Genomic DNA, 23,209 nt, shown 5'->3' on the forward strand with positions numbered 1-23,209 from the left:
ACTCCTCGATGGTCGCCGGCGACTAGACCGTGGCCTTGTCACGAACGCGTGGGTCCAGCAGCGCGAGGCCCGCGTCGATGACGATGTTCAGGATGAAGATGCTGATGGCGGTGAGGAGCACCGCTGCCTGCAGGACTGCGAAGTCACGCTGCAGGATCGAGTCGATCATCAGCTTGCCGATGCCGGGCCATCCGAAGATGGCCTCGACGATGACCGCACCGTTGATGAGGCCGACCGCGAGATCGCCTGCCACGGTGAGGGCGGGGGCAGCCGCATTGCGGAGGGCATGGTGGGTGACGATCCGCAGATCCCCGGCCCCCTTGCTCCGCGCCACCTTGACGTAGGGAGCCGACAGCGCGGAGACCATGGCGCCGCGCACGACCTGGGTGAGCACGCCGAGTGGCCGGATCATCAGGGTCGCGATGGGTAGGACCCAGGCCAGCATCCCGCCGGTGCCCGACGTCGGCAGCCAGCCGGCGACGACCGCGAAGATCCAGATCCCGGTGATCGCGAACCAGAAGTCGGGGACGCTGGCCGCGGTCATCGACAGCAGGCTGGAGAACCGGTCGGCCAGCGAGTTCGGGCGGTAGGCCGCCCAGCAGCCGATGATGATCGAGCCGAGGATCGACAGCACCAACGTGACGAATGCGAGCTGCAGCGTGGCCGGGAAAGCCCGCAGGGCCATGCCTGCCGCCTCCTGGCCCGTCTTGAGTGATTCACCGAAATCGAGGTGGACGACACCGGCGAGGTAGTCGGTCATCTGTTGCCAGACCGGCTTGTCGAGACCGTTCGCCGCCGCGAACTCGGCACGCTGGTCGGGGGTCGCGGAGACGGGCAGGTAGAGATTGGTGGGGTCGCCGGTCAGCCGAGCCATGAAGAACACGCCGAACAAGACGATGATCAGCGGGATCAGGCTGGTGAACATCCGGCGCCGGAGGAAGGTGAGCATCGGTCATCGCCTCTGTTTCAGTCGTTCTGGGCTGGCGCGTGGGTCATCTCGGCGAGACGCATTTCGTCGCCGGTTGCCGAATTGGGCTGGTAGGCAACACGGCTCGACTTCGCGAGGACGGCCTGCATGTGTGCGATGTAGGCGTACTGGCGGATCTCGCGTGGCTCGGCGGCCAGGACGTCGGCGAGCGCGTTCTGGCGTGCGGCTCCGGTCAGGGCCTCGGCCGCGCGGATCTGCTCGTCGTAGGCCGGAGTGCCGTATGTGCTCTGGTAACCGTCGGACAGCATGTACTGGTCCAGGGTGAACTGGGTGTCACCAGCCTGGTTGCCGTGCATGATCATCAGCAGCACCGGACCGGAGCCGGGAACGAAAGGCCTTGTCTGATATTGCATCTGACCGGAGGTGTCCATCATCTCGATCTTGACGTCCAGGCCGATCTCGCTGAGCGTGAACTGGAGGTTCTCGATGGTCTCGTTGATCTTGGGGAACTGGCCGGTGCGTCCGATGAGCCGGATGGTCCGGTCCACCGGTACCCCGTCCGCACGAGCTTCGTCGACCAGTTCTCGCGCCCGGTCGAGGTCGTAGGGCGTCGGGGTGAGCCGATCGTTGTATCCGACGATGCCCTTGCCGACCAGCTGGGCCGCGGGGATGCCCAGGCCCTGGAACAGCGCGTCGACGATGCCGTCGCGATTGATGGAGTGGTCGATGGCCTCGCGCACCCGATAGTCGTTCAGCGGCGCGTCGGTGGCTTGCATACGCAGGGCCGTCGTCTCGTTGTTGGTGTAGGCGATCCCGAGGTCACCGGCTCCGTCTTCGGGGCCGAGCGATGTGGCGACGTCCGCCTCGTCGTTGGTGACCATCGCGGCACGGACGCTGCCCTCGCTGCGCCACTGATACACCGCGCGGGTGAACTCGGGCGCCTCGCCGTGGTAGTTCGGGTTCGCCTTGAGCGCGACCCGCTGACCGGAGTCCCAGAAGTCGACCATGTAGGGACCGGTCCCGATCGGGACCCGCACCTTGTCATCGGCGACGGTGGTGCGCGGGACAATCTCGATGAAGGACAGGCGCAGCGGGAGGATCGGGTCGGGGGTCGCCGTGCGGACCTCGACGGTGTTCGGGTCGACCACGGTCACCTCACGGGTGCTGTCGTCGAAGACGTAGCCGTTGACGTCGCAGCCGATCGCCCCGTTGAACGTGCGGCGGATGGAGAATGCGGCATCCTCGGCGTCGAATGGTTGCCCGTTGCTGAATCGGATGCCCGACGCCGTGGTGAAGCGCCAGACATTCGGTTCCACCTGGGTCCACTCGGTCGCGAGACTCGGCTCGAGCGCACCGCTGTTCGGGTCTCGTTCGATCAGCGGCTCGGTGATGTTGGACCGGACGACGACGCCGGTCGCCGTGAGCGAGGCGTCGCAGGGCTCCAGGGTGGGCGGCTCCTGGGGCAGGACGATGCGCAGGGTGTCCGGGGAAGCGCTCTCGCCGGCGGTCGTGTTGGCGACGCTGCAGCCGGTGGCCGCGAGCACGGCCACCGCGGACAGGGCCAGCAGCCCGGCGGGGCGCTTCCGGGATCGCAGGACTGCGATCTGCATGGGGACCTCCGTTGAAAGAAAGACTGCGAGTGATCTCGCGGTGGGCTCGACCGCGTTTGTGACGGTAGACACACGCTATGAGCGTCGGATTGACGGCGTCAACAGCACAAAAGCCCAGGAAACGGGCGTTTCGGTGGGTTTTGGCCGCCCCCGGAAAGCGCCCGAGCCGACGTCCGGATCGCCAGAAAAGGCCGCTGACCTGACAGTTCTCCGCTAAGGCGTTCCGCCTTCCGAATCGACGGCGTCACATCTATACAGTTTCAGTATCGATCCATGTTATTTGCGTGTTGGACAGGTATCCGTGAGCGCTTCTAGCGTGGAACGCATCCACCGAAGGACCGGTCTGTGTCCTGCACTCCTGGAGGTCAAGCATGACGAGCAGTTCGGCCGGCACCACAACAGCCTCGGAAACCGTTGCCACGAACGGTTTCTCACCCATGCACGGCACGATTCTGCGAGTGGGCCCCCTCAAGCCCTCCCTGGAAGAGCGTCTCGCCGAGACCTACGGCGCCGAGCGGCTGCCGGACGATGACGAGGAGCGGACCTCTTTCCTCGCGCGGAACGCCGACGCGGTGACCGCGGTCGTGACCTCGGGACGGACCGGGGTGGACGCCGGCCTGATGGCCGCGCTGCCGAACCTCGGCGCCATCGTCCACTTCGGCGTCGGATACGACACCACCGACGTCGATCGAGCCACCGAGCTCGGTATCGGGGTCAGCAACACCCCCGACGTCCTCACCGACTGTGTCGCCGACACCGCTGTCGGGCTGCTGCTCGACACGATGCGCGGGCTCTCGGCGGCCGACCGCTTCGTCCGCGCCGGACGCTGGCCCGACGAGGGCAACGTTCCCCTCACGCGGAAGGTCTCCGGCACCGACGTCGGCATCCTCGGCCTGGGCCGCATCGGCTCCGCCATCGCTCACCGTCTCGATGCCTTCGGCTGCCGCATCGCCTATCACAATCGCCACCGCGTGGCCGACTCCCCGTACCGCTACGCGGCCTCGCCGGCCGAGCTCGCCGCGCAGGTAGACGTGCTGATCGTGGCCGCCGCCGGTGGCGCGAACACACGTCATCTCGTCGACCGGCACGTCCTCGAGGCGCTGCGCCCCGACGGTTTCCTGATCAACGTGGCCCGCGGCAGCGTCGTCGACGAGACCGCGCTCGTCGACCTGCTGCAGCACGGACGACTGGCGGGCGCCGGCCTGGACGTGTTCGCGCACGAGCCGGAGGTGCCCGAAGCGTTGCTCTCCATGGACAACGTCGTGCTGCTCCCCCATCTCGCGAGCGGCACCGTCGAGACACGCGCCGCCATGGAAGAACTCACCCTTGCCAACCTCGACTCGTTCCTGCGGACCGGCGACCTGTCGACCCCGGTTGTCGCACCGAATCCCGCACTGCGAAAGGACATCTGATGTCTGTCGTGCTCAGCTATCTTCCGACACCCGAAGGTCGCGGCGCCCTTCCGTTCGGCTTCGCCGAGGCTCGCATGCGCGGTACCGACGTCGTGGTCGTGGCGGATGGCGACAACGCCTCGTCGCCGGAGTTCCTGGTCGACCTCGAGAACGCGCGTGACCTGGCCCAGGCCGGCGAGGTGGATTACCGTGTCGCCGAGAACGATCCCGGTCTGTCGCATGCCGATCAGCTCATCGACGCGTCGTACGACGACGCGGCCGAACTCCTGGTGATCGGTCAGCGCAGGCGTTCGCCGGTCGGCAAACTGCTGACCGGCAGTGTGGTCCAGCGCGTCCTGCTCGACGCGCAGTGTCCGGTGGTCGCGGTCAAGCCACCCGTACGCGCCGCAGTCTGACCGGGTTCTCCCCCGCGCCTACTGCCGGTCGAGCAGCGTCGAACGAGCGAAGCGAATCCGCCGCGTCCGTCGAGGCCGCCGTCAGATCCACTCTCGTTCGGGGAGAACGTCTCTCATCAACCGGGCGAGAGCCGGGTTGGAGTTGTCGGCCCGCCACGCGATGTTCATCTGTACCGGACGATCGCGGATCGCGGTCACCTCTTTGAACACCACCCCATCGGGGTGCATGGTCATCGCCGATTCGGGCACCAGGGCCATCCCCAGCCCGGAATGCACCAGTACGAGCATCGTGTGCACCTGGGTGACGTACTGGACATAGCGGGGTGAGGCCCCCACCGCGGTGAAGGTGCTGATCAACAGCTCGTTGAAGTACCGCGCGTCCGTGGGCGAGTACATGATGACCGCCTGACCGTCGAAGTCCTCGATCGCCAGGTGCTCGACATCGGCGAACTCGTGGTCGGCGGGGAGCGCGGCGACCAGCCGTTCATGGTGCAGCGGACGAGAATTCACACCCGGTCGAGAAATCGGCGGACGAACGATGCCGAGGTCCAGATCCCCGCGGACCAGGGCCTCGACCTGCGCGACGGTCACCATCTCGCGCAGCACCAACCGCACATCCGGCAGCTTCTCGCGCGCCGTCTGCATGAGCCGGGGCAACACCGCCCGTGCCGAGGCCCCGGTGAAACCGATGTTCACGGTCCCCAGATCGCCGGCCGGCACCCGTCGGACGGTCAGGGCCGCACCCTCGGCGAGCGCGACGATCCGCCGCGCGTCGGGCAGAAAGGCCGCGCCGGCCGCGGTGAGCGACACGGCCCGGCTGCTGCGTTCGATCAACTGGACGCCGAGTTCGTGCTCCAGCTGTTGGATCTGCCTGCTGAGCGGGGGCTGCGTCATGTGCAACCGCTCGGCCGCCCGGCCGAAATGCAGCTCCTCGGCGACCGCGATGAAGCAGGACAGGCGCGACAGAGAGAACATCGATCCACTTTCGGCATCGTCAGCCCGCAATCTGCGGGCCGGTGTGGATGACGCTAGCCCACCGCGGCGACGCTCGTGGGCGCGTTCACCACCGCGGGCTCGAGTTGACGAAGCCCGGATCGATGGACTGCATGTAACCGGTGTCGTCCCGATCCCGGATCCCGCAGTCGAGGTACTGCTGGTGCAGCGCCTCCAGCGACTCCTCGTCGAGTTCGACACCCAGCCCCGGACCGGTCGGGACGGGCACCGCGCCGTCGACGATGCGGAGGGCACCCGGCTTGACCACGTCCTCGGTCTTCCACGGCCAGTGGGTGTCACAGGCGTAGGTGAGGTTGGGCGTCGCAGACGCGAGATGCACCATCGCGGCCAGGCTGATGCCCAGGTGCGAGTTCGAGTGCATCGACAGACCGAGTCCGAAGGTCTCGCAGATACCGCCGAGGAGGCGTGACCGCTGTAGACCACCCCAGTAGTGATGGTCGGACAGCACGACGGACACCGACCGCTTGCGCACCGCGGGTTCGAGGTGATCGAAGGCGACGACGCACATGTTGGTCGCGAGCGGCATGGTCGCCTGCTCGGCGACCCGGGCCATCCCCTCGAGTCCGGGGGTCGGATCCTCCAGATACTCGACGATGCCGTCCAGCTCGGCCGCGACGCGCAACGAGGTCTCCACGGTCCACGCCGCATTGGGGTCCAGGCGCAGGGGCACACCGGGGAACTCGGCGTGCAGCGCCTTGATCGCGGCGATCTCCTCGTCGGGGTCGAACACCCCGCCCTTGAGTTTGATCGCGGTGAACCCGTAGCGGTCGATCATCCGGTGCGCCTGCCGGATCAGGCCGCTCGGGTCGATCGCCTCGCCCCATTCGTCCGGGAGACCGTTGGTGCCGGCGGCACCGGGATGCGCCGCCCACTTGTAGAACAGATACGCGCTGAACGGCACCTGGTCCCGGACACGCCCACCCAGCAAGTCGCTCACCGGACGTCCGAGGGTCTTGCCCTGGATGTCCAGACACGCGACCTCGAACGGCGAGAACACGCGGTCGGTGGTGCTGGCCGTGGTGATCATCCCGGCCACCCCGTCGCCACCGGTGACCGCCAGCGTCGAGACCCGGGCGTCGATCGCGTCCCGGAGACGGTGCAGCGCGAAGGCGTCGAGGCCGGTGATCGCGTCGGCAGCGGCCTCCATCCGGGTGAGATGTGCGGTGTCCGCGTATGTCTCGCCGAGTCCGCGCACGCCGCCCGCCGTCTCGATCACGATGATCGCCCGGAGTGCGTAGGGCTGGTGGACACCCACCGTGTTGAGCAACGGCGGGTCGACGAAGGCGACCGGGGTGACGGTCACCTTCGTGATCGTGGTGTCCGTCCGCGGACCGGTGAGGGGGCTCAGCGCGACCGCGGCCGCGTCGATCGTGTTCGTCGACATGGCTTCCTAGACCGCGGCCGGGGTGGCGAGAGCGGTCGCCAGCACCGCCCGGCCGGCGGCGGTGATCCGCTCGAGCTCGGCCTTGTGCTCGGGAGTCGGCTGGACCAGCGGCGCACGGACGGGACCCGCCTCGATACCTTCCATCGTCACGCCGTGCTTCACGAGTGCGACGGCGTACCCGGGGACGGTGTTGCGCAGCCGGACCAGGGGGTGGAAGAACTCGCGCAGCAACGCCTCGGTCAACTCGACGTCGCCGGTCTCCAGCGAGTTGTAGAAGGCCAGGGCGAGCTCCGGCGCGAAGGCAAACGTCGCCGACGAGTACAGGGTGACCCCGATCGCGCGGTAGGCCTGCTGCGTGATCTCGGCGGTGGGCAGGCCGTTGAAGAACAGGAACTCCTTCGTGTCGCCCAACGCCTCCTTGACCGCGATCACGATGCGCGACACATTGTCGAGATCACCCGTGCCGTCCTTGAACCCGATGACCGTGGGCAGCTGGGCGACCTCGATCGCCGACGCCTCGTCGAACACGGCGTTGCCGCGGTTGTAGACGATCAGCGGCAGATCGGTGGCCGCGGCGACAGCTCGCGTGTACTCCGCGAGGCCGGCGGGCGGCATCGTCACCAGGTACGGCGGAAGCAGCAGGATGCCGTCGGCGCCATTGGCTTTCGCACTCACCGCGAACTCCTTGGACTGGACGAGCGAGCCGCCGGCGCCGGCGAACACCGGGACGCGCCCGGCGACGGTCTCGACCGCGCACCGGACGATCCGGCCGAACTCCTCGAGACCGAGCGCGTGGAACTCGCCGGTGCCGCAGGCGACGAACACGCCCCCGGGGCCGGCCGCCACCCCGCGGTCGATGTGTTCGGCGAGGCGGCGGTAGTCCACCTCACCACTGCTGTCGAAAGGTGTGACGGGAAAGAACAGGACGCCGTTGAGCATTGGGACTCCTTGGATGGGGTGTGGTTCAGTCGCGGATGAGTTCGCCGTCGACACGGCGCCAGATGTGTTCGGGGTTGCCGTCGGCGATCGGCCGCGGCAGCAGTGACGCCGGCACGTCCTGATAGGCCACCGGTCGCAGGAATCGCTCGATGGCGAGCGATCCGACGCTGGTGGTTCGGCTGTCGGAGGTGGATGGATACGGTCCGCCGTGCACCATCGCGTGTCCGACCTCGACACCGGTCGGCCATCCGTTGAACAGGATCCGGCCGGCCTTGAGTTCCAGCGCCTCGAGCAGGTCGCGGGCATCCTCGTGGTCGGAGTCCGCGGCGTGGACGGTCGCGGTGAGCTGACCTTCGAGCTCCGCGGCCACCTCCCGCACCTGCTGCAGGTCTCGACAGCGCACAACGAGGCTCGACGACCCGAAGATCTCCTGCTGCAACGTCGTCGACGCGAGGAAGGTCTCGGCGTCGGTGCCGAAGAGCGCGGCCCGACAGGTGTTCGGCCCGGTCGACTCCTCGGACCGGGCGAGAACGTCTGCGGCGGAGACGAACTCGTCAACTCCGGACGCATAGCTCGCGGCGATGCCCGGGGTCAGCATCGGCGTCGGCGTCGACGACGAGATCGCTTCGGCGGCCGCGGCGACGAAGGCGTCGAGGCCGGGGCCGTCCACGGCGATCACGAGACCGGGGTTGGTGCAGAACTGTCCCGATCCCATCGTCAGCGAAGCCACGAACGCACGGCCCAGGCCCGCCGCGTCGTCGCGCAATGCACCGTCGAGCGGGAAGACGGGGTTGATCGAACTCATCTCCGCATACACCGGGATGGGTTCGGGGCGCGAGGCGGCAGCGGCGACGAGAGCCGTTCCGCCCGAACGTGATCCGGTGAAGCCCACCGCCTTGATGTGCGGGTCGGTGACGAGTGCGATACCGAGTTCACGGCCGGTGCCGTACAGCAGCGAGAACGTGCCCGCGGGCATACCGGTGGCGGCAACCGCATCGGTGATCAACCGTCCGACCAGTTCCGAGGTACCGGGGTGGGCATCGTGCGCCTTGACCACGACCGGACATCCGGCCGCGAGCGCCGACGCGGTGTCGCCGCCGGCGACCGAGAACGCCAGCGGGAAGTTGCTGGCGCCGAACACCGCCACGGGACCGAGCGGGATCTTCCGCTGCCGGATGTCCGCACGCGGCAGCGGCGTGCGGTCCGGTTGCGCGGGGTCGATCCGCGCGCCGTGCCAGCTGCCCTCCCGCAGCACCGAGGCGAACAGACGCAGCTGACCCGACGTGCGTCCGACCTCGCCGGTGATCCGCGCCGGCGGGAGGCCGGTCTCGGCGACGGCGCGCTCGACCAGGACCTCGGACGCGGCGTCGAGGTTGTCGGCGATCGTCGAGAGGAAGTGCGCCCGTTCCTCGGAGGAGGTGGCCCGATACGGCCCGAAGGCATCCGCCGCGGCTGCGGTGGCCCGAGCGACGTCGGCCTCGGTGCCGTGTGCGTACGCCGGCAACAATCGCCCATCGGTGGCCGGGTCGATGCCATGGACGGCGCTCCCGGAGCCGGTCACCCGCTCACCGGCGATGATGAGCTGACCGGTCAGGTCGTGCGTGGTCAACGGTGCGGGTCGGTGCGCAATGGTCATCGTGGTCCCATCCCTTGTGAGTTGGCGTCTGCCGAGATCGCCGCGCCGTGGTCACGCCCCGAGCGATGTCGTCTGCTCTCGATCGGCCGCCGCGGTCGGCGTCGGCCTCGCCCTGAGTTCGGCCTTGTCACGACCGTAGGTCCGGCCATTCATTCATGTCCAAGTCAATTACTGACGCCATCAATGCGGGTGGTGCATCGATCCAGGTGAGTGATTCACGAGGGGACGAGACGATGCGCATCTTCGGTGTCATCCGGCCGGCCCACGCCGGGGCTCAAGCCCGCCCTGCGACGACGGGCAATGAGACAATCACAGCGCCGAACCCGACATAACGCACATGCGCCGAGCCACGGCGGATGTGCCGATCATCGGACCGGGCACACCACCCACTCGACGAAAGCGGAATCCAGAACCGATGAAGCGCATTCGCCTCCTCGCCATCATGGCCCTGGCCATCGCGGCACTGACCATCTCCTTCGGCACCGCCAACGGCGCCCCCGCGCCTGCCGCGCCGTCCCACCACTCGAGCGCCTCCGCCGACGGAACCTCCATCATTTCCCAGCTGCGCAACGCGACGTTCGTCGCGGGCGAGCAGGAACTCCGGGTCGTCGACGCCCGCGGACAGACCATCGAACGGATCGGACTCGTGCTGCCGTTCGACGGGGCCGCGGTCCCGATGCGCGCGCAGGTCTCCGCCGATCGCACCCAGGCGACGGTCACGCCGATCCTCTCCCCCGAGGCGCGTGCGGCCATCGCGGCCGGCGTCCACCCGGCATCCGCCAAGAAGGACCGGGCCTACCAGCAGATGATCTGGCACATCACCAACGGCTGGAATCGCGGCGGCAACGTCACCACCGCGATCGGCGCGCTCGCCGGACTCGTCATCGGCTGCATCGTCATCGTCGGCTGCGTCTGGGGCGCGGGCGTCGGCGCTGCCATCGGCGCGGTCATCGGCATCAACAACGGCGACCCGCGTGCGGGACAGTCGATCCTGAACTGGATCAACACCCCGTAGCAGCACCGAAGCCCGACACGCGTGGGCATCGACACGAATCCTCGACCCTGATCTCCAGGGTCGGGGATTTCTCTTCTGGCCCGGTCCCATCGGCAGCGATCCGCGCACAGTCAACGCATATCGACGCACAGTCGACGGGAGCTGCGACTCCGGAACCCTCCCGGCGTTTGCTTTACAAATTGCCCCGATTGTCTAGACAACGGACATTGTCTCGGTTAATGTCCAGTGCTGTACATCACAGCCCCGTCCAGACAGGAGTGCGCATGAGTACCGCACCGACCCCGCCCACCGCGGACGACTCGCCCGTCGAGTGGAAGGACCGGAAGCGCCATCTGTGGCTTCTCGGCCTGATCCCACCGACATCGGTCTTTCTCGCGATGCTTCTCGTCGCCGGGTTCAATGCCATCGGCCACGGCCTCGATGTCGTGTCACCGGTGTGGTGGTGGATCGGGCCGATACTGGTCTACGTCCTGCTCCCCATCCTCGACGTGTTCTTCGGGCCCGACGGTTCGAACCCGCCCGAGGAGCTGATGGAGCAGCTGGAGAACGACAAGTACTACCGCTACTGCACCTACATCTACATCCCGTTCCAGATCGCGAGCCTCGTGATGGCCTGCTACCTGTGGACGGCCGACGACCTCGGCTGGCTCGGCATCGACGGCGGATTGGGCCTGGCGTCGAAGATCGGGTTGGCCCTGTCGATCGGCGCGATGGGCGGGATCGGGATCAACACCGCCCACGAACTGGGCCACAAGAAAGACGACCTCGAGCGCTGGCTGTCGAAGATCACGCTCGCCCAGACCTTTTACGGTCACTTCTTCATCGAGCACAACCGCGGCCACCACGTGCGGGTCGCGACGCCCGAGGACCCGGCCAGCTCGCGGTTCGGAGAATCGTTCTGGCGCTTCCTTCCCCGCAGCGTCTGGGGAAGTCTGAAGTCCTCGGTCGAACTCGAACGCAAGCGACTCGAGCGTGCGGACAAGCCGTTCTGGCACCCGAGCAACGACGTCCTCAACGCCTGGGCGATGTCGATCGTGTTGTGGGGTGCGCTCACGGCGATCTTCGGCTGGGAGATCCTGCCGTTCCTGGTGATCCAGGCCGTGTACGGCTTCTCGCTGCTGGAGACCGTGAACTATCTCGAGCACTACGGTCTGCTCCGCCAGAAGACCGCGACCGGTCGCTACGAACGATGCACTCCGGAGCACAGCTGGAATTCCGATCACATCTGCACGAACATCTTCCTGTACCACCTCCAACGGCACAGCGATCATCACGCGAATCCCACCCGGCGGTACCAGACCCTGCGCAGCTTCGACGGTGCCCCGAACCTGCCGAGCGGGTACGCGAGCATGATCACGCTCGCCTACTTCCCCCCGGTCTGGCGGCGCGTGATGGATCGGCGGGTGCTCGACCATTACGACGGTGACGTCGAACGCGTCAACATCGCACCGCACCGCCGCGAACGCGTCCTCGCCGAGCACGGGGTGTCGCCGCGATGAGCACATTCCGTTGTCCGGTCTGCGATTACGTCTACGACGAGGCCGCCGGCGCGCCCCGTGAGGGCTTCCCGCCCGGCACCGCGTGGGCCACCATCCCCGACGAGTGGCCCTGCCCCGACTGCGGGGTTCGCGAGAAGATCGACTTCGAAGGAGTGGCGGTACGATGAATTTCAAGCTTTTCCGTTGCGAGGTATGCGGTTTCGAGTACGACGAGGAACTCGGCTGGCCGGAGGACGGCATCGAACCCGGCACACGCTGGGCCGACATCCCCGACGACTGGAGCTGCCCGGACTGCGGGGCGGCGAAGACCGACTTCGAGATGGTCGAAGTGGCGCGTCCATGAGCGCCGTTCGCGTCGGTGACTCCGGGAGAGACGTGTCGGTGGTGATCGTCGGCACCGGTGTCGCCGGCATCACCGCCGCGGAGACACTGCGTGGCAACGGTTTCGACGGGACGATCACCGTCTTCGGGGAGGAGCCACATCTCCCCTATCGTCGAACGGCGTTGAGCAAGAACCTCGTCGTCGGCGACCTGTCGGACGCCAAGATCACGCTTCGTCCGCCCGGGTACTGGTCGGAGCGGAGCATCGACATCGTGACCTCGACGCGAGTCGTCGACGTCGACACCTCGTCCCGCCTGGTCCGCCTCGCCGACGCCACCGAGGCCGGTTATGACGCGCTGGTCCTGGCCACCGGCGGACGTGCCCGGCAATTGCCCGGCGGGTCGTCGTCCCCATTTTCGTTGCGCACCCGGCGCGACGCGGAGGGACTGCGGGAGGCGATCGCGGACGGACCGGTGGTCATCGTCGGCGGCGGACTGATCGGTCTGGAGATCGCCGCGGCCGTGGCGACCGCGGGTGAGGGGTCGCAGGTGACCGTGGTCGAGCGCGGATCGTCGTTGCTGTCCCGGGTCGTCCCGGCGTCGGTGGCCGAGGCGGTGGCGACCCTGCACCGTGAACGCGGTGTACGGATCCTCACCGGCGCGGAGCCCATCGCACTCGGCGCACAGACGGTGACACTCGCCGACGGGCAGACGCTGACGGGGACGGTGATCAGTGCGGTCGGAATGGAACCCGAGCTCGACTTGGCGCGCAGTGCCGGACTTTTCGTCGATTCGGCCGGTGTCGTCGTCGACGATGCGCTCCGCACGGGGGTGCCCGGTGTCTATGCGGCCGGAGATGTCGCGGCGCGTCCGCATCCGTTGACGGGGGCACCCATGCGTGCCGAGCAGTGGCTCACGGCGACCGAGCACGGCAGACTGGTCGCCATGACGATCGCCGCCGACCTCGGATCGGGCGCCGACACCTCGGTTCCGGTGCCGCGAGTGCCACTGGCCTGGACGATGCAGTACTCCACCAACATCCAGGTCGTCGGGTGGCCGACCTCCGGGGACCGAGTCGACGTCGAACTCGTCGACTCCAGCTCGGTCGTCCGGACCTTCGCGGGTGATCGACTGGTCGGGGCGGTCTGTATCGGACGGGGCGCGTCCGGGCGCGCCCTGCGCGCCGAGATCGAGTCCTCGCTCCAGCCGGCCGGCGTCGGATGACGACACGCAACTTCGCCCAGGACAGCAGGGCCCTCCTCCGCAACTCCCTGCTCGACGGGCTACACGACCTGCTGCTGGACCGGGATTGGGCGGCGGTGCGCATGTCCGACGTCGCCGCCGCCACCGGAGTCAGTCGTCAGACCGTCTACAACGAGTTCGGGTCACGCTATGGCCTCGCCCAGGGCTACGCGGTCCGGTTGGCCGGTCGTTTCGCCGGCCACGTCGCGGACTCGCTGGCCGGTTCCGTCGACGACGTCACCGAAGCCCTGCACAAGGGTTTCGGTGAGTTCTTCGCCGGGGTCGCCACCGATCCGCTGATCGCGTCGCTGCTGTCCGGCGAGGCCAAACCCGATCTGATGAAGCTGATCACCACCGATGCCGCACCGATCATCACCACCGCGGCCGACCGGCTGGCCGATGCCTTCCGCCAGTCCACCTGGCTGACGATGGCGGAGTCCGACGTCGTGCGTATCTCACGCGCGATCACCAGGATGGCCCTGAGCTACATCGCCATGCCGCCGGAGGGCGATCGGGATGTCGCCTCCGACCTCGCCGCCATCATCGCCCCGGCCATCGAGGTGGCCCGCGCACGGGTCTGACGGTCAGCCGCGCAGGAGGCTCCGCGTGCCGCGCCGGATGACCGCGCGATAGATCCGGTCGATGGTGCCGACCCGTGCGTCCTCGGGGTCCACGAGTTCGTTTTCCGCGATGACCGATTCTTCGCCGTCGATCGTCTCGCGATCGAAGGCCTCGAGTGTCCGGCCGGGGCCGGTCAGCCCGTCGATCGCCCTCACGAGCGAATCCGCCTGAGCCACGGCGTCGTCGAATACCCGGTGCTCGACGCCCAGATGCTCGGACAGCAAGCGCGTACGCATGGACAGGATCGTCGACCGCAGGGTCCGGTCCGCCGGATCACGCGGATCGGCTTCGATCGCGACGTCACATTCACTGTCGAATCCCAACGACCGGTTGTTGAGGTTCGACGACCCGATGCGCAGGAGGACGTCGTCGACGATCAGCACCTTGGCGTGCACGTAGATCGGGTCGCCGTCGGCGGTGACCGGATAGTAGGCGCGGAATCGGTCGTACTTGTCGGCGCGCCACAGCAGTTGCAGGAGTTTGTGCCGCGCACCATCCATCGCGAGTCGCTCGACCGGGCTGTCCGCATGCCGAGGCAGCACCACGACGATCTCGGGACCGTCGGGCTCGGCGAGGCGTTCGGCCAGCGCATCCGCGACCTCCCGGGCCGCCAGGTACTGACTCTCCACGTAGATGGTCCGTTGCGCCGCGGCGAAGGCCGCGCGATAGAGGCGACGGATCTCCTCGACCTGGGGCCGCGCGTCGTACTGCGGAATCGTCCGCGCCACCGCGACGTCGCAGTCGGTGAACGTGACGTCGAGATCCGCCGGCCAGATGTCGGGGCCGTCGGTGTCGACCAGGGGCTTGAGACACTCGCCGGTGGCTGCTTCCCAGCGGTCGAGGGCGACGGACGCGACCACGCGCGCGGCGTCGCCGTCGAGCGCAACGGTGACGTCGTGCCACGGCCCGTGCGGCCGGCCGTCGGGATCTCGGCGAAAGTCGTTCTGCGACAGATGCTCCGAGGTATCCCAGCGGTCCACGGTCATGTCGATGCCGCCACAGAAGGCGAACTGGTCGTCGATCACCGCGATCTTCTGGTGGTGGGCGGCCGAGACCGGGTGCGCGGCGTCGATCCGGTAGTGCAGACGACGACCGGTGAGCAGGTCCTGGACGAACGGCGGTGCGACCCCGCGCAGGATTCCGGTGAACGCTCCGGTGCTCCAGCGCAGGACGTGGATCTCCAGCTCCGGACGGGTGTCGATCAGCCACCGCAAGAAGTCGCCGAGCACATCGGGGACCTCATCGTCGGTGGTCGTCGGGTCGAGTCTGATGCGGGTGTCCACATCCCACCCGATGAGCACGATTCGTCGCCGGGCCTGCAACAACGCCGACTTCGCATGCAGAAAGTAGTCCGCCGCATCGACGATGCAGGCCACGCGGTCCGCGGTCGCGATCTCGCGGCACGTGTCCCCGGCACGCAGGATCGGCTCGTGAGCTGACTCGTCCACCGCGTTCACTCCTCGCATCGCCTCGGGCCCCGACCGGCGCCCATTGTGCCAAGGCACCGTAGCGCCCGCGAGGGCGAGGCGGGTCGCCGCCGGGCTGCGCGTCGGATGCCTACACTCGTCGAGGTGACCGCCGACCCGACTGCCGATCGACCAGAGGACGCTGCCGAGCGCGCGCGCCCGACGCGTCAGAGCGGCCGGCGCATGGCGATCGCCGCGGCGCTGGTCGTGGTCGTTCTCGCCGGCGTCGGCCTCGTCGCCTGGCGGACCGTGCCCGAGCGGTGGTTGCCCTGGGACACCGCCGAGTTCCCCGAGGTCGACGCATCCGAGCTCACGCCGGGGCAGGTGCGGGTCGTCGAAGCGGTGCGGCGCGAACACGCCGCCCAGCGCCCGGGGACGTTCTTCTCCGAGGGCGCCGACGAGCCGTGGTGCGCGAACTTCGTCAGCTGGATCATGCGGGCGGCGGGCAGTCCGCTGGCCAACCCGCATTCCGGCCACTGGCGCATCCCCGGCGTGTACACGCTCCAGGAGTACTACGCGGCCGAGAACCGGTTCGAGGCCGTCGGCGGTTACGTACCCCGGGTCGGGGACGTCGTACTGTACGACCGGTCGTCGGGATTCGGTCAGCACACCAACATCGTCGTGGCGGTCGACGGTGAGACCGCCGTCACGGTGGGCGGCAACGAGATGGGGCGCATCCGGATTCACTCGCTGGACTGGCGGTCCGACGGTGGTGTCGTCGGTTTCGGACGTGGCCTCCCCGGATGACGGCGATGGACTTCACCGGTTTCCCCGAGGCCGCACTCGACTTCTACGACGACCTGGAGATAGACAACTCCAAGGTGTTCTGGGAGGACCACAAGGACGTCTACCGCTCGGCGGTCGCCGAGCCCATGAGGGCCCTGACCGACGCGTTGGCCGACGAGTTCGGTCCGGCCAAGATCTTCCGGCCACATCGCGATGTCCGATTCTCGAAGGACAAGACACCGTTCAAGACCCATCAGGGCGCGTTCGTCGCCGTGGCCCCGGCCACCGGGTACTACGTCCAGATCGGTGCTCCGGGTGTCCGGGTCGGCGCCGGCTTCTACGAGGCGTCCCCGGCCCGGCTCGCCGAGCTGCGGAAGTCCATCGACCACGACCGCAGCGGACCGGAGCTCGAGAGGATTCTCCGGCGGCTCACGAAGGACGGCTGGGAGATCGCCGGGGACCGGCTCAAGACCGCGCCACGTGGATACGACGTCTCCCATCCGCGGATCGAACTGCTTCGCCACCGGTCGTTGTCGGTCGGCCGGGACTACGGATTCGACGAGATCATCCACTCGCCGGAACTCGTGGATCGCATACGCCGTGACTGGCGGGCGACTGTCCCCTTCGTCGAGTGGACAGCGATCCGCATGAACAGCTGACGCCGTACCGCTCGGGCGGTTCGTGCTGGTCCACCCGGACCAATTCACGACGAGTTCTCCGGTTTGGCGCGCGCATGCGGATGCGGCGGGGTGATACTTGCGCCGACCGCGTCCGAGATCACACCCAGCGTCTCGGACGATCACGAGTACCGGGGCGGACGGCCGATGACGACCCTTTCCGACGGCATCGCCGCCGAGCTCGACGCCGCGCTGGCGGGGCGCGTGCATCGACCCGGGTCCGCCGGATATCGAGAGTCACTGTCGCGCATCTTCTTTCCCGACGCGTCCCGACGCACTCCGCCATGTGTGGTGCACCCCCGGGACACCTCGGACGTGGCCACGGCCATGCGGATCGTCTCGGCCGGCGGTGGTCGCGTCACCGCCCGTGGGGGCGGACTCAGCTCCACCTGCGTCGACGACTCCGCCGTGCTGATGGACCTGTCGGTTCATCTCACCCGGATCGACGCCCACGACGGCCGCGTCCGGGTCCAGGGCGGCGCCACCGTCGGCGCGGTGCTCGAGGCACTGACCGGGTCCGGGCGGGTCATCCCGGTGGGCATCGTCGGTCTGGCCGGGTTCGGCCTCGCCACGCGCGGCGGCATCGGATACCTCACGCGGAGCGCCGGACTCACCCTCGACCATCTCGTCGAGGTCGAACTCGTCCGGCCCGACGGCGAGGTGGTCCGGCTCGACGCGGACAGCACGGGCACCGAGGCCGACCTGTGGTGGGCGGTGCGCGGATGTGCCCCGAGCTTCGGCGTGGTCACCGCGGCGGAACTGCGCACGGTGGCGCAGGGCCCGGTGCACATCGACCGTGCGGTGGTCGAACTCGATGCGCTGGCCGACTACTTCGCGGTCGCGCCCACACTCCCCCGACACACGACGATGGGCGCGGTCCTCGGGTACGGCGCCGACGACGACGAGCCCGCGCTTCTGGTCTACACCGCGTGCCGTGGTTCCCGGGCGGCCGACCTCGCCGAGGCACGCGAAGCCACCGACGCCGTCGTGGCCGGTTCCACCCGTCCGCCCCGCTTCCGGTCGCAGACCACGGGTCGCTATCTGAGCGGGTTGCCCGAATTCGCGCACCCCGGTCCGGGCGGCACCGACCCGCCGCCCATCCGGGCACCCGGCCCCGGCACGTCGTCGGAACGCGGGCACTTCTTCGGGAAGTCGGTGTTCGTCGGCCCGACGCTCGGGGACGACGTCGCCGACGGATTGCGGAACGCGATCACCGCCGCCCCGACCCGGGCGTGCCGTATCGATTTCCAGCACACCGGCGGCGCCCTCACCGACGTCGACGACGCGAGCACCGCCTTCTGGGGCCGTGGCGCCGAGTGGAACGTCCCGCTGAACGCCATCTGGTCCGACGACGCCGCCACCGATCGGTGCGAGGCCTGGGCCCGCGCCGCCCTCGATGTGCTGGCCGCGGACACCATCGGCGTCTACAGCGTCGAGCTCCGGCCCGGATTCGCCGAGACCGAGCGGGAGACCGAAGCGGCATTCGGCGGCAATCTCGCGCGACTCCGACGACTGCGGGACCACATCGACCCCGGTCGGGCACTGGGGGTTCTGCCGCTCTGATCGCCCACCCGCCCGAGACCACGCCGGAGGACCCATGACCAACGAGATCTCCCGCCCCGAGACGGGGCGGAAGTCCGGAGCCCCCGAGGGCGCCGCGACCCTCATCATCGGCCAACGCGTCCATCCGGGTATGGATGATCGCTACCGGGAGTGGTTCGGGAAGATCGAGACCGCGGCGGCCCGGTTTCCCGGCTTCGTCGGCTCGAAGCTGCGGGCGCCGGATCCCAGCCAACCGGACTGGACGGCGATCTACGGATTCGACTCGGTCGGCCACCTCCAGGACTGGCTCAACAGCGCCACCCGGCTCGACCTCGTCGACGAGGGCAAACCCCTCTTCGACGGTCCGGCCACCGCCCAGGTCCTGGCGCCGGGCACCGCCGAGCCGGAGACCCTCGTCACCGTCGTGGTGTCGCACCGGGTCGCCGAGTCCAAGGTCGACGACTTCCTGACGTGGCAGCGACAGGTCGACGCCGCCGAGCACCGATTCCCCGGCTTCCGCGGCACGGAATTGTTCCGGCCGATCCCCGGCGTTCAAGAGGACTGGACGATCTCGTACCGCTTCGACACCGCCGAGCACCTCGACGCCTGGCTGACATCCGGAGAGCGTGCCCAACTCCTCGCCGAGGCCGAGTACTTCGGCGACTTCACCCTTCGCCGGATCGACCACTCCTTCGGCAACTGGTTCTCCCACGGCGGGGATGACGCTCCACCACCGTCGAATGTCAAGACCTCCGTGGCGGTCTGGGTCGGCCTCTACCCCACGGTGGTGTTCCTCACCCTGATGACGGCGCCGCTGGGAATGCCGTTGTGGCTGGGCATGTTGATCGGAAACCTGTTGTCCAGCTTCGCGATGAGTTATCTCACGATGCCGTACTACGTGAACCGGGTGCTCGGCTGGTGGCTGCAACCGAAGTCGACGGCGCCTCAACCCCGGACCAACCTCCGGGGCGCGTTGCTCATCATCGCACTGAACGCGGCCTGGGTCGCGATCTTCTACCTGATCACGGTCCAGTTCTGGACACTCCCGTGAGTGCGTCGCCGTGACAACCGGTGTCGCCGGGCCTCGCCCCGGTCGGATCGTGGGCATCCTCCTGTGCGTTGTCCCGCTCAGCCAGATCCCCCTCGACATCTACACGCCGGCGATGCCCGACATGGTGACCGACCTGTCGTCCACCTCGACGGCAGTCCAGGCCACCGTCACCGCCTACATGGTCGGTCTCGCAGTGGGTTTCGTACCCGTCGGGGTGCTGGCCGACACGTGGGGACGGAAGCGGGTTCTGACAGCCTGCATGGGCGTGACGATCGTCGCCGGCCTCGTCTGTGCGGCGGCGACGACAGTGCCGATGCTGCTCGGTGCCCGCTTCGTCCAAGGGCTGGGCGCATGCGCGTGCATGGTCCTGGGTTACGCCGTTGCCGCCGACTGTTTCCGCGGCAGGAAACTGACCTCGGTCGCCGGATTGCTGGGTGCCGCCTGGGGTCTCGCACCGGTCGTCGCGCCAGCCGTCGGCGGTGTGCTGGCCCAGTTCCTGACCTGGCGACTCATCTTCGTCCTGACCGCGGCGATGACCCTCCTGGTCGGCATCGTGGTCGTGATGGCCCTGCCCGAGACGCTCGCCCCGGGCGACCGTGTCCCCGTCGATGTGCGCGCCACGTCCCGGACCTCCGTCTCGATCATCACCCACCCCGTCTTCGCCTGCTTCGTCGTCGTTTTCGGGTTGATGGCGGCGGCCCAACTCGCCTTCGGCGTCGCGGGCCCGTTCCTCTATCAGTCCGAGCTCGGATTCACGCCGGCCGCATACGGTCTGATCGCCCTGTGTGTGGGCGCGGCGAATCTCGTCGGCGAACTGGGGTGCAGCTACTTCGCCACCCGGACGTCGACGCGTCGGCTCGCGTACGGCGCCTTCGCCCTGTTCGGCGCCGGCACCGCGGTGATCCTGACATCGGCACTCACCGTCGGTTCCGATGCGTGGGCCCTGACGATCGGCGCCGCGCTCGCCCTGGCCGGATGCGGCATACTGTGCCCGCAGATGTACGGCCTCGCTCTGGGACTGTTCACCAGGAACCTGGGGCTGGTCGGCGGGATCGCCACCGCCGCCTCGTATCTGATCGTCTCGGCGGCGCTGACCCTCGTGGGCGTCCTCCCTGAGACCTCTCCCGCTCCGCTGGGCTGGCTGTACGCCGGCTGCGGACTGGCCGGGGTCCTCCTCCTCGGGTGGGCGACGTCGGCCCGACACCGAACCGAACACCCTACCTTCCCTCAGACGCCGAGACTCACCGACCCACAACGCCTCTGACCTCCCGAACGCAACGACCGCACCACATCAACCGAGGAGCACCGATGACCGACACCGTCCACTACGGGCACATCTTCCATCTGGCCGGCAGTCCTGCCGTCACCGAGGCGGTCGACGCACTCGTCTCGATACCCGACGGGGCGCTGGTCGTCGGCGACGACGGCACGGTCAAGTTCGCCGGCGAGAAAGCCGATGTCCCGGACGAATTCGCATCGGCGGAGTCCCACGACCACCCCGGCGGGTACCTCATCCCGGGTTTCGTCGACACCCACATCCACTTCCCGCAGACCTACGCCGGCGACTCCTACGGCGGCGGGCAGCTGCTCGAATGGCTCAATCTCTGCATCTTCCCGTCCGAATCCAAGTTCGCCGACCCTGAATTCGCCCAGGCCGCCGCGGTCGAGTTCACCAGCCGTCGGGTCGCCGCGGGGACGACCGCCATGATGGTGTTCGGTTCCGCCTTCCCCCACGCCCAGGACTCCCTGTTCACCGAGACCCAGAAGGCCGGACTGCGTATCGTGGCCGGCCGCGGAATCCAGACCGTCGGTGGTGACACCGCCAAGCCGCTGCTGACCTCGGAGGAAGAGGCGATCCGCCTCACCAGGGCCGAGATCGACAAGTGGCACGCCGCCGACACCGGCGACTACCGCACCGCGTTGCTGCACGTCGCGATCGTGCCGCGGTTCTCCCTGTCGGTGACCACCGAGACGCTGAAGAACCTCGGCGACCTGTACGACGAATACCGGGACCGAGGCGTCTACGTCCACAGCCACCTCAACGAGAACAACCGACCCGGAACCGGGGAGGTCGACACCACCAAGGAGGTCTACCAGGTCGACTCCTACCTCGACACCTACGACGGCAAGTTCCTGCCCGGATCGCAGGTCGGCGGCAAGAGCCTGCTCGGTCCGCGGACCATCCTCGCGCACTGCGTGCACTGCCAGGATGCGGAGCTGGCGCGCATGGCCGAGACCGGCACCTCGATCTCGCACTGTCCGGTGTCCCAGTTGTTCCTCGGGTCGGGCACGATGCCGTGGAAGCGCACGGTTGCGGCGGGTGTGAACATCTCCGCCGGAACCGATTTCGGCGGCGGCGACGAATGGCTGATCCCGCGCGTCCTCGGCGACGCGTTCAAGCAGCACATCACCGAACCCGGAGACGCCGGGGTGTCGATGCACCCGGCCGAGATGCTGTTCATCGGAACCGTCGGGGGCGCCCGCGCGCTCGACATGGAGGACCGCTTCGGCAACTTCGATCAGGGCAAGGAGGCCGATTTCCTCGTCATCGAACCCGTGGACGCCCTGAAGTCGACGCTGGACAACGCCGTCCGTTCCGACGATGCCGATCTCGCTCGCGACCAGACCCTGTTCGGCCTGTTGATGGGCCTCCGCGAATCATCCATCGCCGAGGTCTACGTCCAGGGGCGTCGGGTCACCGTCTGACCGGCCACCGGAACACTCGCCGGCAGGAGACGATCGTCACCACACACGACGCCACCGACACCGCAGGCACCACCGCGATCATCGCGGTGTCGGTCTTCCACGCCGGCACCAACGGCGATTTCGCGGAGTGGGCCGCGACGCTGGCCGCCTCGGCAACCGATTCCGCCGGCTGCCTGGGCGTCGCGATATCGGCGGTGACCGACGGACATTTCGATCCGGCGGTCGCGGCCACGTTCGTCGACGAGGACGCCTTGGACCGGTGGCTCGCCGGTCCGGGACACCGGTCTGCGCTCGAGGCCGGACGAGCGCGCGGTTGGCTACCGGCGACGCCCGTCCTCGAGCTCGTCGACGGACAGTCGCCGCCGCCCGGAGTCGGCGCGTTCCGGCACGACATCGTCGCCGGCGCGGTCGGCGACTTCGTCGCGGCGCAACACGTGTTGACCGATGCGGCAAGCGGCTTCGGCGGCTACGAGGGCACCGCCCTGTTCGTCGACGACGAACGCGAGACGTCGCTGTCGGTGTTGCGGTTTCGCACGGACCGTCAGCTGGCGGCCTGGGTGTCGTCGAGCCGACGCAGCGAAGCCCTCGCCGGGCTGCGTTCGAGTCTCACCCACGATTTCGAGACGATGGCCAGCACGACGGCCTTCGGCACCACCGTGCGCACCGACCGCGGCCGGATACTGCAGACGCCGAACTGGAAGTCGGCGATGATGGTGCTGCTGGTGCTGTACCCGACGGTGATGACACTCTCGAGGTTCCTCGGCCCGACCCTCGATCGCCTCGGCGCGGAACCGTGGCTGGCGCTGTGGCTGAGTCAGGTGGTCAGCGTCTCGCTCATGCAGTGGTGGCTGATGCCGTGGGCGTCCCGCCCCTTCCGGCGGTTCCTCGATCCGGTCGACGGGAACAACTGGCGCAGCAACATCGCCGGAGCGGGCACGATCCTGGCGCTCTACCTGATATGCCTGACGGTCTTCGCCAGCGTGACGTGGCTGCAGTTCTGGGATTTCGCCGACGCCTGAGTGTTC

Annotated in this window: 22 protein-coding genes; 15 read left to right on the forward strand and 7 right to left on the reverse strand. The window is 68.3% G+C overall.

The features are described 5' to 3' along the window. Nucleotides 1–22: 22 nt before the first annotated feature. Nucleotides 23–949, reverse strand: a complete 927-nt coding sequence (locus BCM27_RS14920; protein WP_004019867.1) for an ABC transporter permease — start codon at nt 947–949, stop codon at nt 23–25. Between the two features lie 17 nt (nt 950–966). Beyond that, entirely contained in the window at nt 967–2,538 is a 1,572-nt protein-coding gene (locus tag BCM27_RS14925; protein ID WP_004019866.1) for an ABC transporter substrate-binding protein, read from the reverse strand. Nucleotides 2,539–2,975: 437 nt separating this feature from the next. Here BCM27_RS14925 and BCM27_RS14930 point away from each other — a divergent pair, with 437 nt between their 5' ends. Further along, a complete protein-coding gene (locus BCM27_RS14930) occupies nt 2,976–3,950 on the forward strand; it encodes a 2-hydroxyacid dehydrogenase (protein ID WP_004019863.1) in 975 nt (324 codons plus the stop codon). Continuing rightward, nucleotides 3,950–4,345, forward strand: a complete 396-nt coding sequence (locus BCM27_RS14935; RefSeq protein WP_004019862.1) for a universal stress protein — start codon at nt 3,950–3,952, stop codon at nt 4,343–4,345. The genes BCM27_RS14930 and BCM27_RS14935 overlap by 1 nt, the downstream gene beginning before the upstream one ends. 81 nt (nt 4,346–4,426) lie before the next feature. Here the strand turns inward: BCM27_RS14935 and BCM27_RS14940 are convergent, their stop codons facing one another. The 4 genes from BCM27_RS14940 to BCM27_RS14955 form a co-directional block, all read right to left on the reverse strand. After that, nucleotides 4,427–5,320: a LysR family transcriptional regulator gene (locus BCM27_RS14940; protein WP_004019861.1), complete on the reverse strand. Its 894-nt coding sequence runs from the start codon at nt 5,318–5,320 to the stop codon at nt 4,427–4,429. An 85-nt stretch (nt 5,321–5,405) separates the two neighbouring features. Then, nucleotides 5,406–6,743, reverse strand: a complete 1,338-nt coding sequence (locus BCM27_RS14945) for a glucarate dehydratase family protein (protein ID WP_004019860.1) — start codon at nt 6,741–6,743, stop codon at nt 5,406–5,408. 6 nt (nt 6,744–6,749) lie between these two features. Beyond that, complete coding sequence (locus tag BCM27_RS14950) at nt 6,750–7,682, reverse strand: 5-dehydro-4-deoxyglucarate dehydratase (protein ID WP_004019859.1); 933 nt, start codon at nt 7,680–7,682, stop codon at nt 6,750–6,752. 25 nt (nt 7,683–7,707) lie between these two features. Further along, complete coding sequence (locus tag BCM27_RS14955) at nt 7,708–9,318, reverse strand: aldehyde dehydrogenase (NADP(+)) (protein ID WP_004019858.1); 1,611 nt, start codon at nt 9,316–9,318, stop codon at nt 7,708–7,710. A gap of 415 nt (nt 9,319–9,733) precedes the next feature. On the opposite strand from BCM27_RS14955, the gene BCM27_RS14960 reads away from it, so the two are divergent. The 6 genes from BCM27_RS14960 to BCM27_RS14985 all read left to right on the forward strand — a co-directional run bounded on the left by BCM27_RS14960 (nt 9,734) and on the right by BCM27_RS14985 (nt 13,976). Next, nucleotides 9,734–10,333: a DUF8020 domain-containing protein gene (locus tag BCM27_RS14960; RefSeq protein WP_004019857.1), complete on the forward strand. Its 600-nt coding sequence runs from the start codon at nt 9,734–9,736 to the stop codon at nt 10,331–10,333. A gap of 263 nt (nt 10,334–10,596) precedes the next feature. Continuing rightward, on the forward strand, nt 10,597–11,832 hold the full coding sequence (locus tag BCM27_RS14965) for an alkane 1-monooxygenase (RefSeq protein ID WP_004019855.1): 1,236 nt from the start codon (nt 10,597–10,599) through the stop codon (nt 11,830–11,832). Then, nucleotides 11,829–11,999 carry a rubredoxin gene (locus BCM27_RS14970; protein WP_004019854.1) on the forward strand — a complete coding sequence of 57 codons (171 nt, stop codon included), beginning with the start codon at nt 11,829–11,831 and terminating at the stop codon, nt 11,997–11,999. Before BCM27_RS14965 ends, BCM27_RS14970 begins: the two co-directional genes overlap by 4 nt. Then, a complete protein-coding gene (locus BCM27_RS14975; protein ID WP_004019853.1) occupies nt 11,996–12,175 on the forward strand; it encodes a rubredoxin in 180 nt (59 codons plus the stop codon). The genes BCM27_RS14970 and BCM27_RS14975 overlap by 4 nt, the downstream gene beginning before the upstream one ends. After that, nucleotides 12,172–13,377, forward strand: a complete 1,206-nt coding sequence (locus BCM27_RS14980) for an NAD(P)/FAD-dependent oxidoreductase (protein WP_004019852.1) — start codon at nt 12,172–12,174, stop codon at nt 13,375–13,377. Before BCM27_RS14975 ends, BCM27_RS14980 begins: the two co-directional genes overlap by 4 nt. Then, nucleotides 13,374–13,976 carry a TetR family transcriptional regulator gene (locus BCM27_RS14985; protein WP_004019851.1) on the forward strand — a complete coding sequence of 201 codons (603 nt, stop codon included), beginning with the start codon at nt 13,374–13,376 and terminating at the stop codon, nt 13,974–13,976. The genes BCM27_RS14980 and BCM27_RS14985 overlap by 4 nt, the downstream gene beginning before the upstream one ends. 3 nt (nt 13,977–13,979) lie before the next feature. Here BCM27_RS14985 and BCM27_RS14990 read toward each other — a convergent pair whose 3' ends face one another. Beyond that, the gene (locus BCM27_RS14990) at nt 13,980–15,464 is read right to left on the reverse strand and encodes a phospholipase D-like domain-containing protein (protein ID WP_004019850.1); all 1,485 of its coding nucleotides are present in this window, start codon (nt 15,462–15,464) and stop codon (nt 13,980–13,982) included. 201 nt (nt 15,465–15,665) lie between these two features. Between BCM27_RS14990 and BCM27_RS14995 the strand changes: the two genes are divergently transcribed. From BCM27_RS14995 to BCM27_RS15025, 7 genes are all read left to right on the forward strand, one after another. Continuing rightward, entirely contained in the window at nt 15,666–16,229 is a 564-nt protein-coding gene (locus BCM27_RS14995) for a CHAP domain-containing protein (protein ID WP_004019849.1), read from the forward strand. 5 nt (nt 16,230–16,234) lie between these two features. Continuing rightward, nucleotides 16,235–16,867, forward strand: coding sequence for a DUF2461 domain-containing protein (locus tag BCM27_RS15000; protein ID WP_033204007.1), 633 nt, complete (start codon nt 16,235–16,237; stop codon nt 16,865–16,867). Nucleotides 16,868–17,032: 165 nt separating this feature from the next. Further along, nucleotides 17,033–18,448, forward strand: a complete 1,416-nt coding sequence (locus tag BCM27_RS15005) for an FAD-binding oxidoreductase (RefSeq protein WP_033204010.1) — start codon at nt 17,033–17,035, stop codon at nt 18,446–18,448. A gap of 34 nt (nt 18,449–18,482) precedes the next feature. After that, nucleotides 18,483–19,478 carry an antibiotic biosynthesis monooxygenase gene (locus BCM27_RS15010; RefSeq protein WP_004019846.1) on the forward strand — a complete coding sequence of 332 codons (996 nt, stop codon included), beginning with the start codon at nt 18,483–18,485 and terminating at the stop codon, nt 19,476–19,478. 10 nt (nt 19,479–19,488) lie between these two features. Further along, a complete protein-coding gene (locus BCM27_RS15015) occupies nt 19,489–20,742 on the forward strand; it encodes a multidrug effflux MFS transporter (RefSeq protein ID WP_004019845.1) in 1,254 nt (417 codons plus the stop codon). A gap of 44 nt (nt 20,743–20,786) precedes the next feature. Then, a complete protein-coding gene (locus BCM27_RS15020) occupies nt 20,787–22,184 on the forward strand; it encodes an amidohydrolase family protein (protein WP_004019844.1) in 1,398 nt (465 codons plus the stop codon). 86 nt (nt 22,185–22,270) lie between these two features. Beyond that, complete coding sequence (locus BCM27_RS15025) at nt 22,271–23,203, forward strand: putative antibiotic biosynthesis monooxygenase (RefSeq protein ID WP_004019843.1); 933 nt, start codon at nt 22,271–22,273, stop codon at nt 23,201–23,203. Nucleotides 23,204–23,209 lie beyond the last annotated feature (6 nt).

This window comes from Gordonia terrae, from assembly GCF_001698225.1.
Lineage (GTDB): Bacteria > Actinomycetota > Actinomycetes > Mycobacteriales > Mycobacteriaceae > Gordonia > Gordonia terrae.

What these genes read in the sequence shown, in the direction of transcription:
- BCM27_RS14920 (WP_004019867.1), bottom strand. Translation starts at nt 949, where the DNA reads ATGCTCACCTTCCTCCGGCGCCGGATGTTCACCAGCCTGATCCCGCTG.
- BCM27_RS14925 (WP_004019866.1), bottom strand. Translation starts at nt 2,538, where the DNA reads ATGCAGATCGCAGTCCTGCGATCCCGGAAGCGCCCCGCCGGGCTGCTG.
- BCM27_RS14930 (WP_004019863.1), top strand. Translation starts at nt 2,976, where the DNA reads ATGCACGGCACGATTCTGCGAGTGGGCCCCCTCAAGCCCTCCCTGGAA.
- BCM27_RS14935 (WP_004019862.1), top strand. Translation starts at nt 3,950, where the DNA reads ATGTCTGTCGTGCTCAGCTATCTTCCGACACCCGAAGGTCGCGGCGCC.
- BCM27_RS14940 (WP_004019861.1), bottom strand. Translation starts at nt 5,320, where the DNA reads ATGTTCTCTCTGTCGCGCCTGTCCTGCTTCATCGCGGTCGCCGAGGAG.
- BCM27_RS14945 (WP_004019860.1), bottom strand. Translation starts at nt 6,743, where the DNA reads ATGTCGACGAACACGATCGACGCGGCCGCGGTCGCGCTGAGCCCCCTC.
- BCM27_RS14950 (WP_004019859.1), bottom strand. Translation starts at nt 7,682, where the DNA reads ATGCTCAACGGCGTCCTGTTCTTTCCCGTCACACCTTTCGACAGCAGT.
- BCM27_RS14955 (WP_004019858.1), bottom strand. Translation starts at nt 9,318, where the DNA reads ATGACCATTGCGCACCGACCCGCACCGTTGACCACGCACGACCTGACC.
- BCM27_RS14960 (WP_004019857.1), top strand. Translation starts at nt 9,734, where the DNA reads ATGAAGCGCATTCGCCTCCTCGCCATCATGGCCCTGGCCATCGCGGCA.
- BCM27_RS14965 (WP_004019855.1), top strand. Translation starts at nt 10,597, where the DNA reads ATGAGTACCGCACCGACCCCGCCCACCGCGGACGACTCGCCCGTCGAG.
- BCM27_RS14970 (WP_004019854.1), top strand. Translation starts at nt 11,829, where the DNA reads ATGAGCACATTCCGTTGTCCGGTCTGCGATTACGTCTACGACGAGGCC.
- BCM27_RS14975 (WP_004019853.1), top strand. Translation starts at nt 11,996, where the DNA reads ATGAATTTCAAGCTTTTCCGTTGCGAGGTATGCGGTTTCGAGTACGAC.
- BCM27_RS14980 (WP_004019852.1), top strand. Translation starts at nt 12,172, where the DNA reads ATGAGCGCCGTTCGCGTCGGTGACTCCGGGAGAGACGTGTCGGTGGTG.
- BCM27_RS14985 (WP_004019851.1), top strand. Translation starts at nt 13,374, where the DNA reads ATGACGACACGCAACTTCGCCCAGGACAGCAGGGCCCTCCTCCGCAAC.
- BCM27_RS14995 (WP_004019849.1), top strand. Translation starts at nt 15,666, where the DNA reads ATGGCGATCGCCGCGGCGCTGGTCGTGGTCGTTCTCGCCGGCGTCGGC.
- BCM27_RS15000 (WP_033204007.1), top strand. Translation starts at nt 16,235, where the DNA reads ATGGACTTCACCGGTTTCCCCGAGGCCGCACTCGACTTCTACGACGAC.
- BCM27_RS15005 (WP_033204010.1), top strand. Translation starts at nt 17,033, where the DNA reads ATGACGACCCTTTCCGACGGCATCGCCGCCGAGCTCGACGCCGCGCTG.
- BCM27_RS15010 (WP_004019846.1), top strand. Translation starts at nt 18,483, where the DNA reads ATGACCAACGAGATCTCCCGCCCCGAGACGGGGCGGAAGTCCGGAGCC.
- BCM27_RS15020 (WP_004019844.1), top strand. Translation starts at nt 20,787, where the DNA reads ATGACCGACACCGTCCACTACGGGCACATCTTCCATCTGGCCGGCAGT.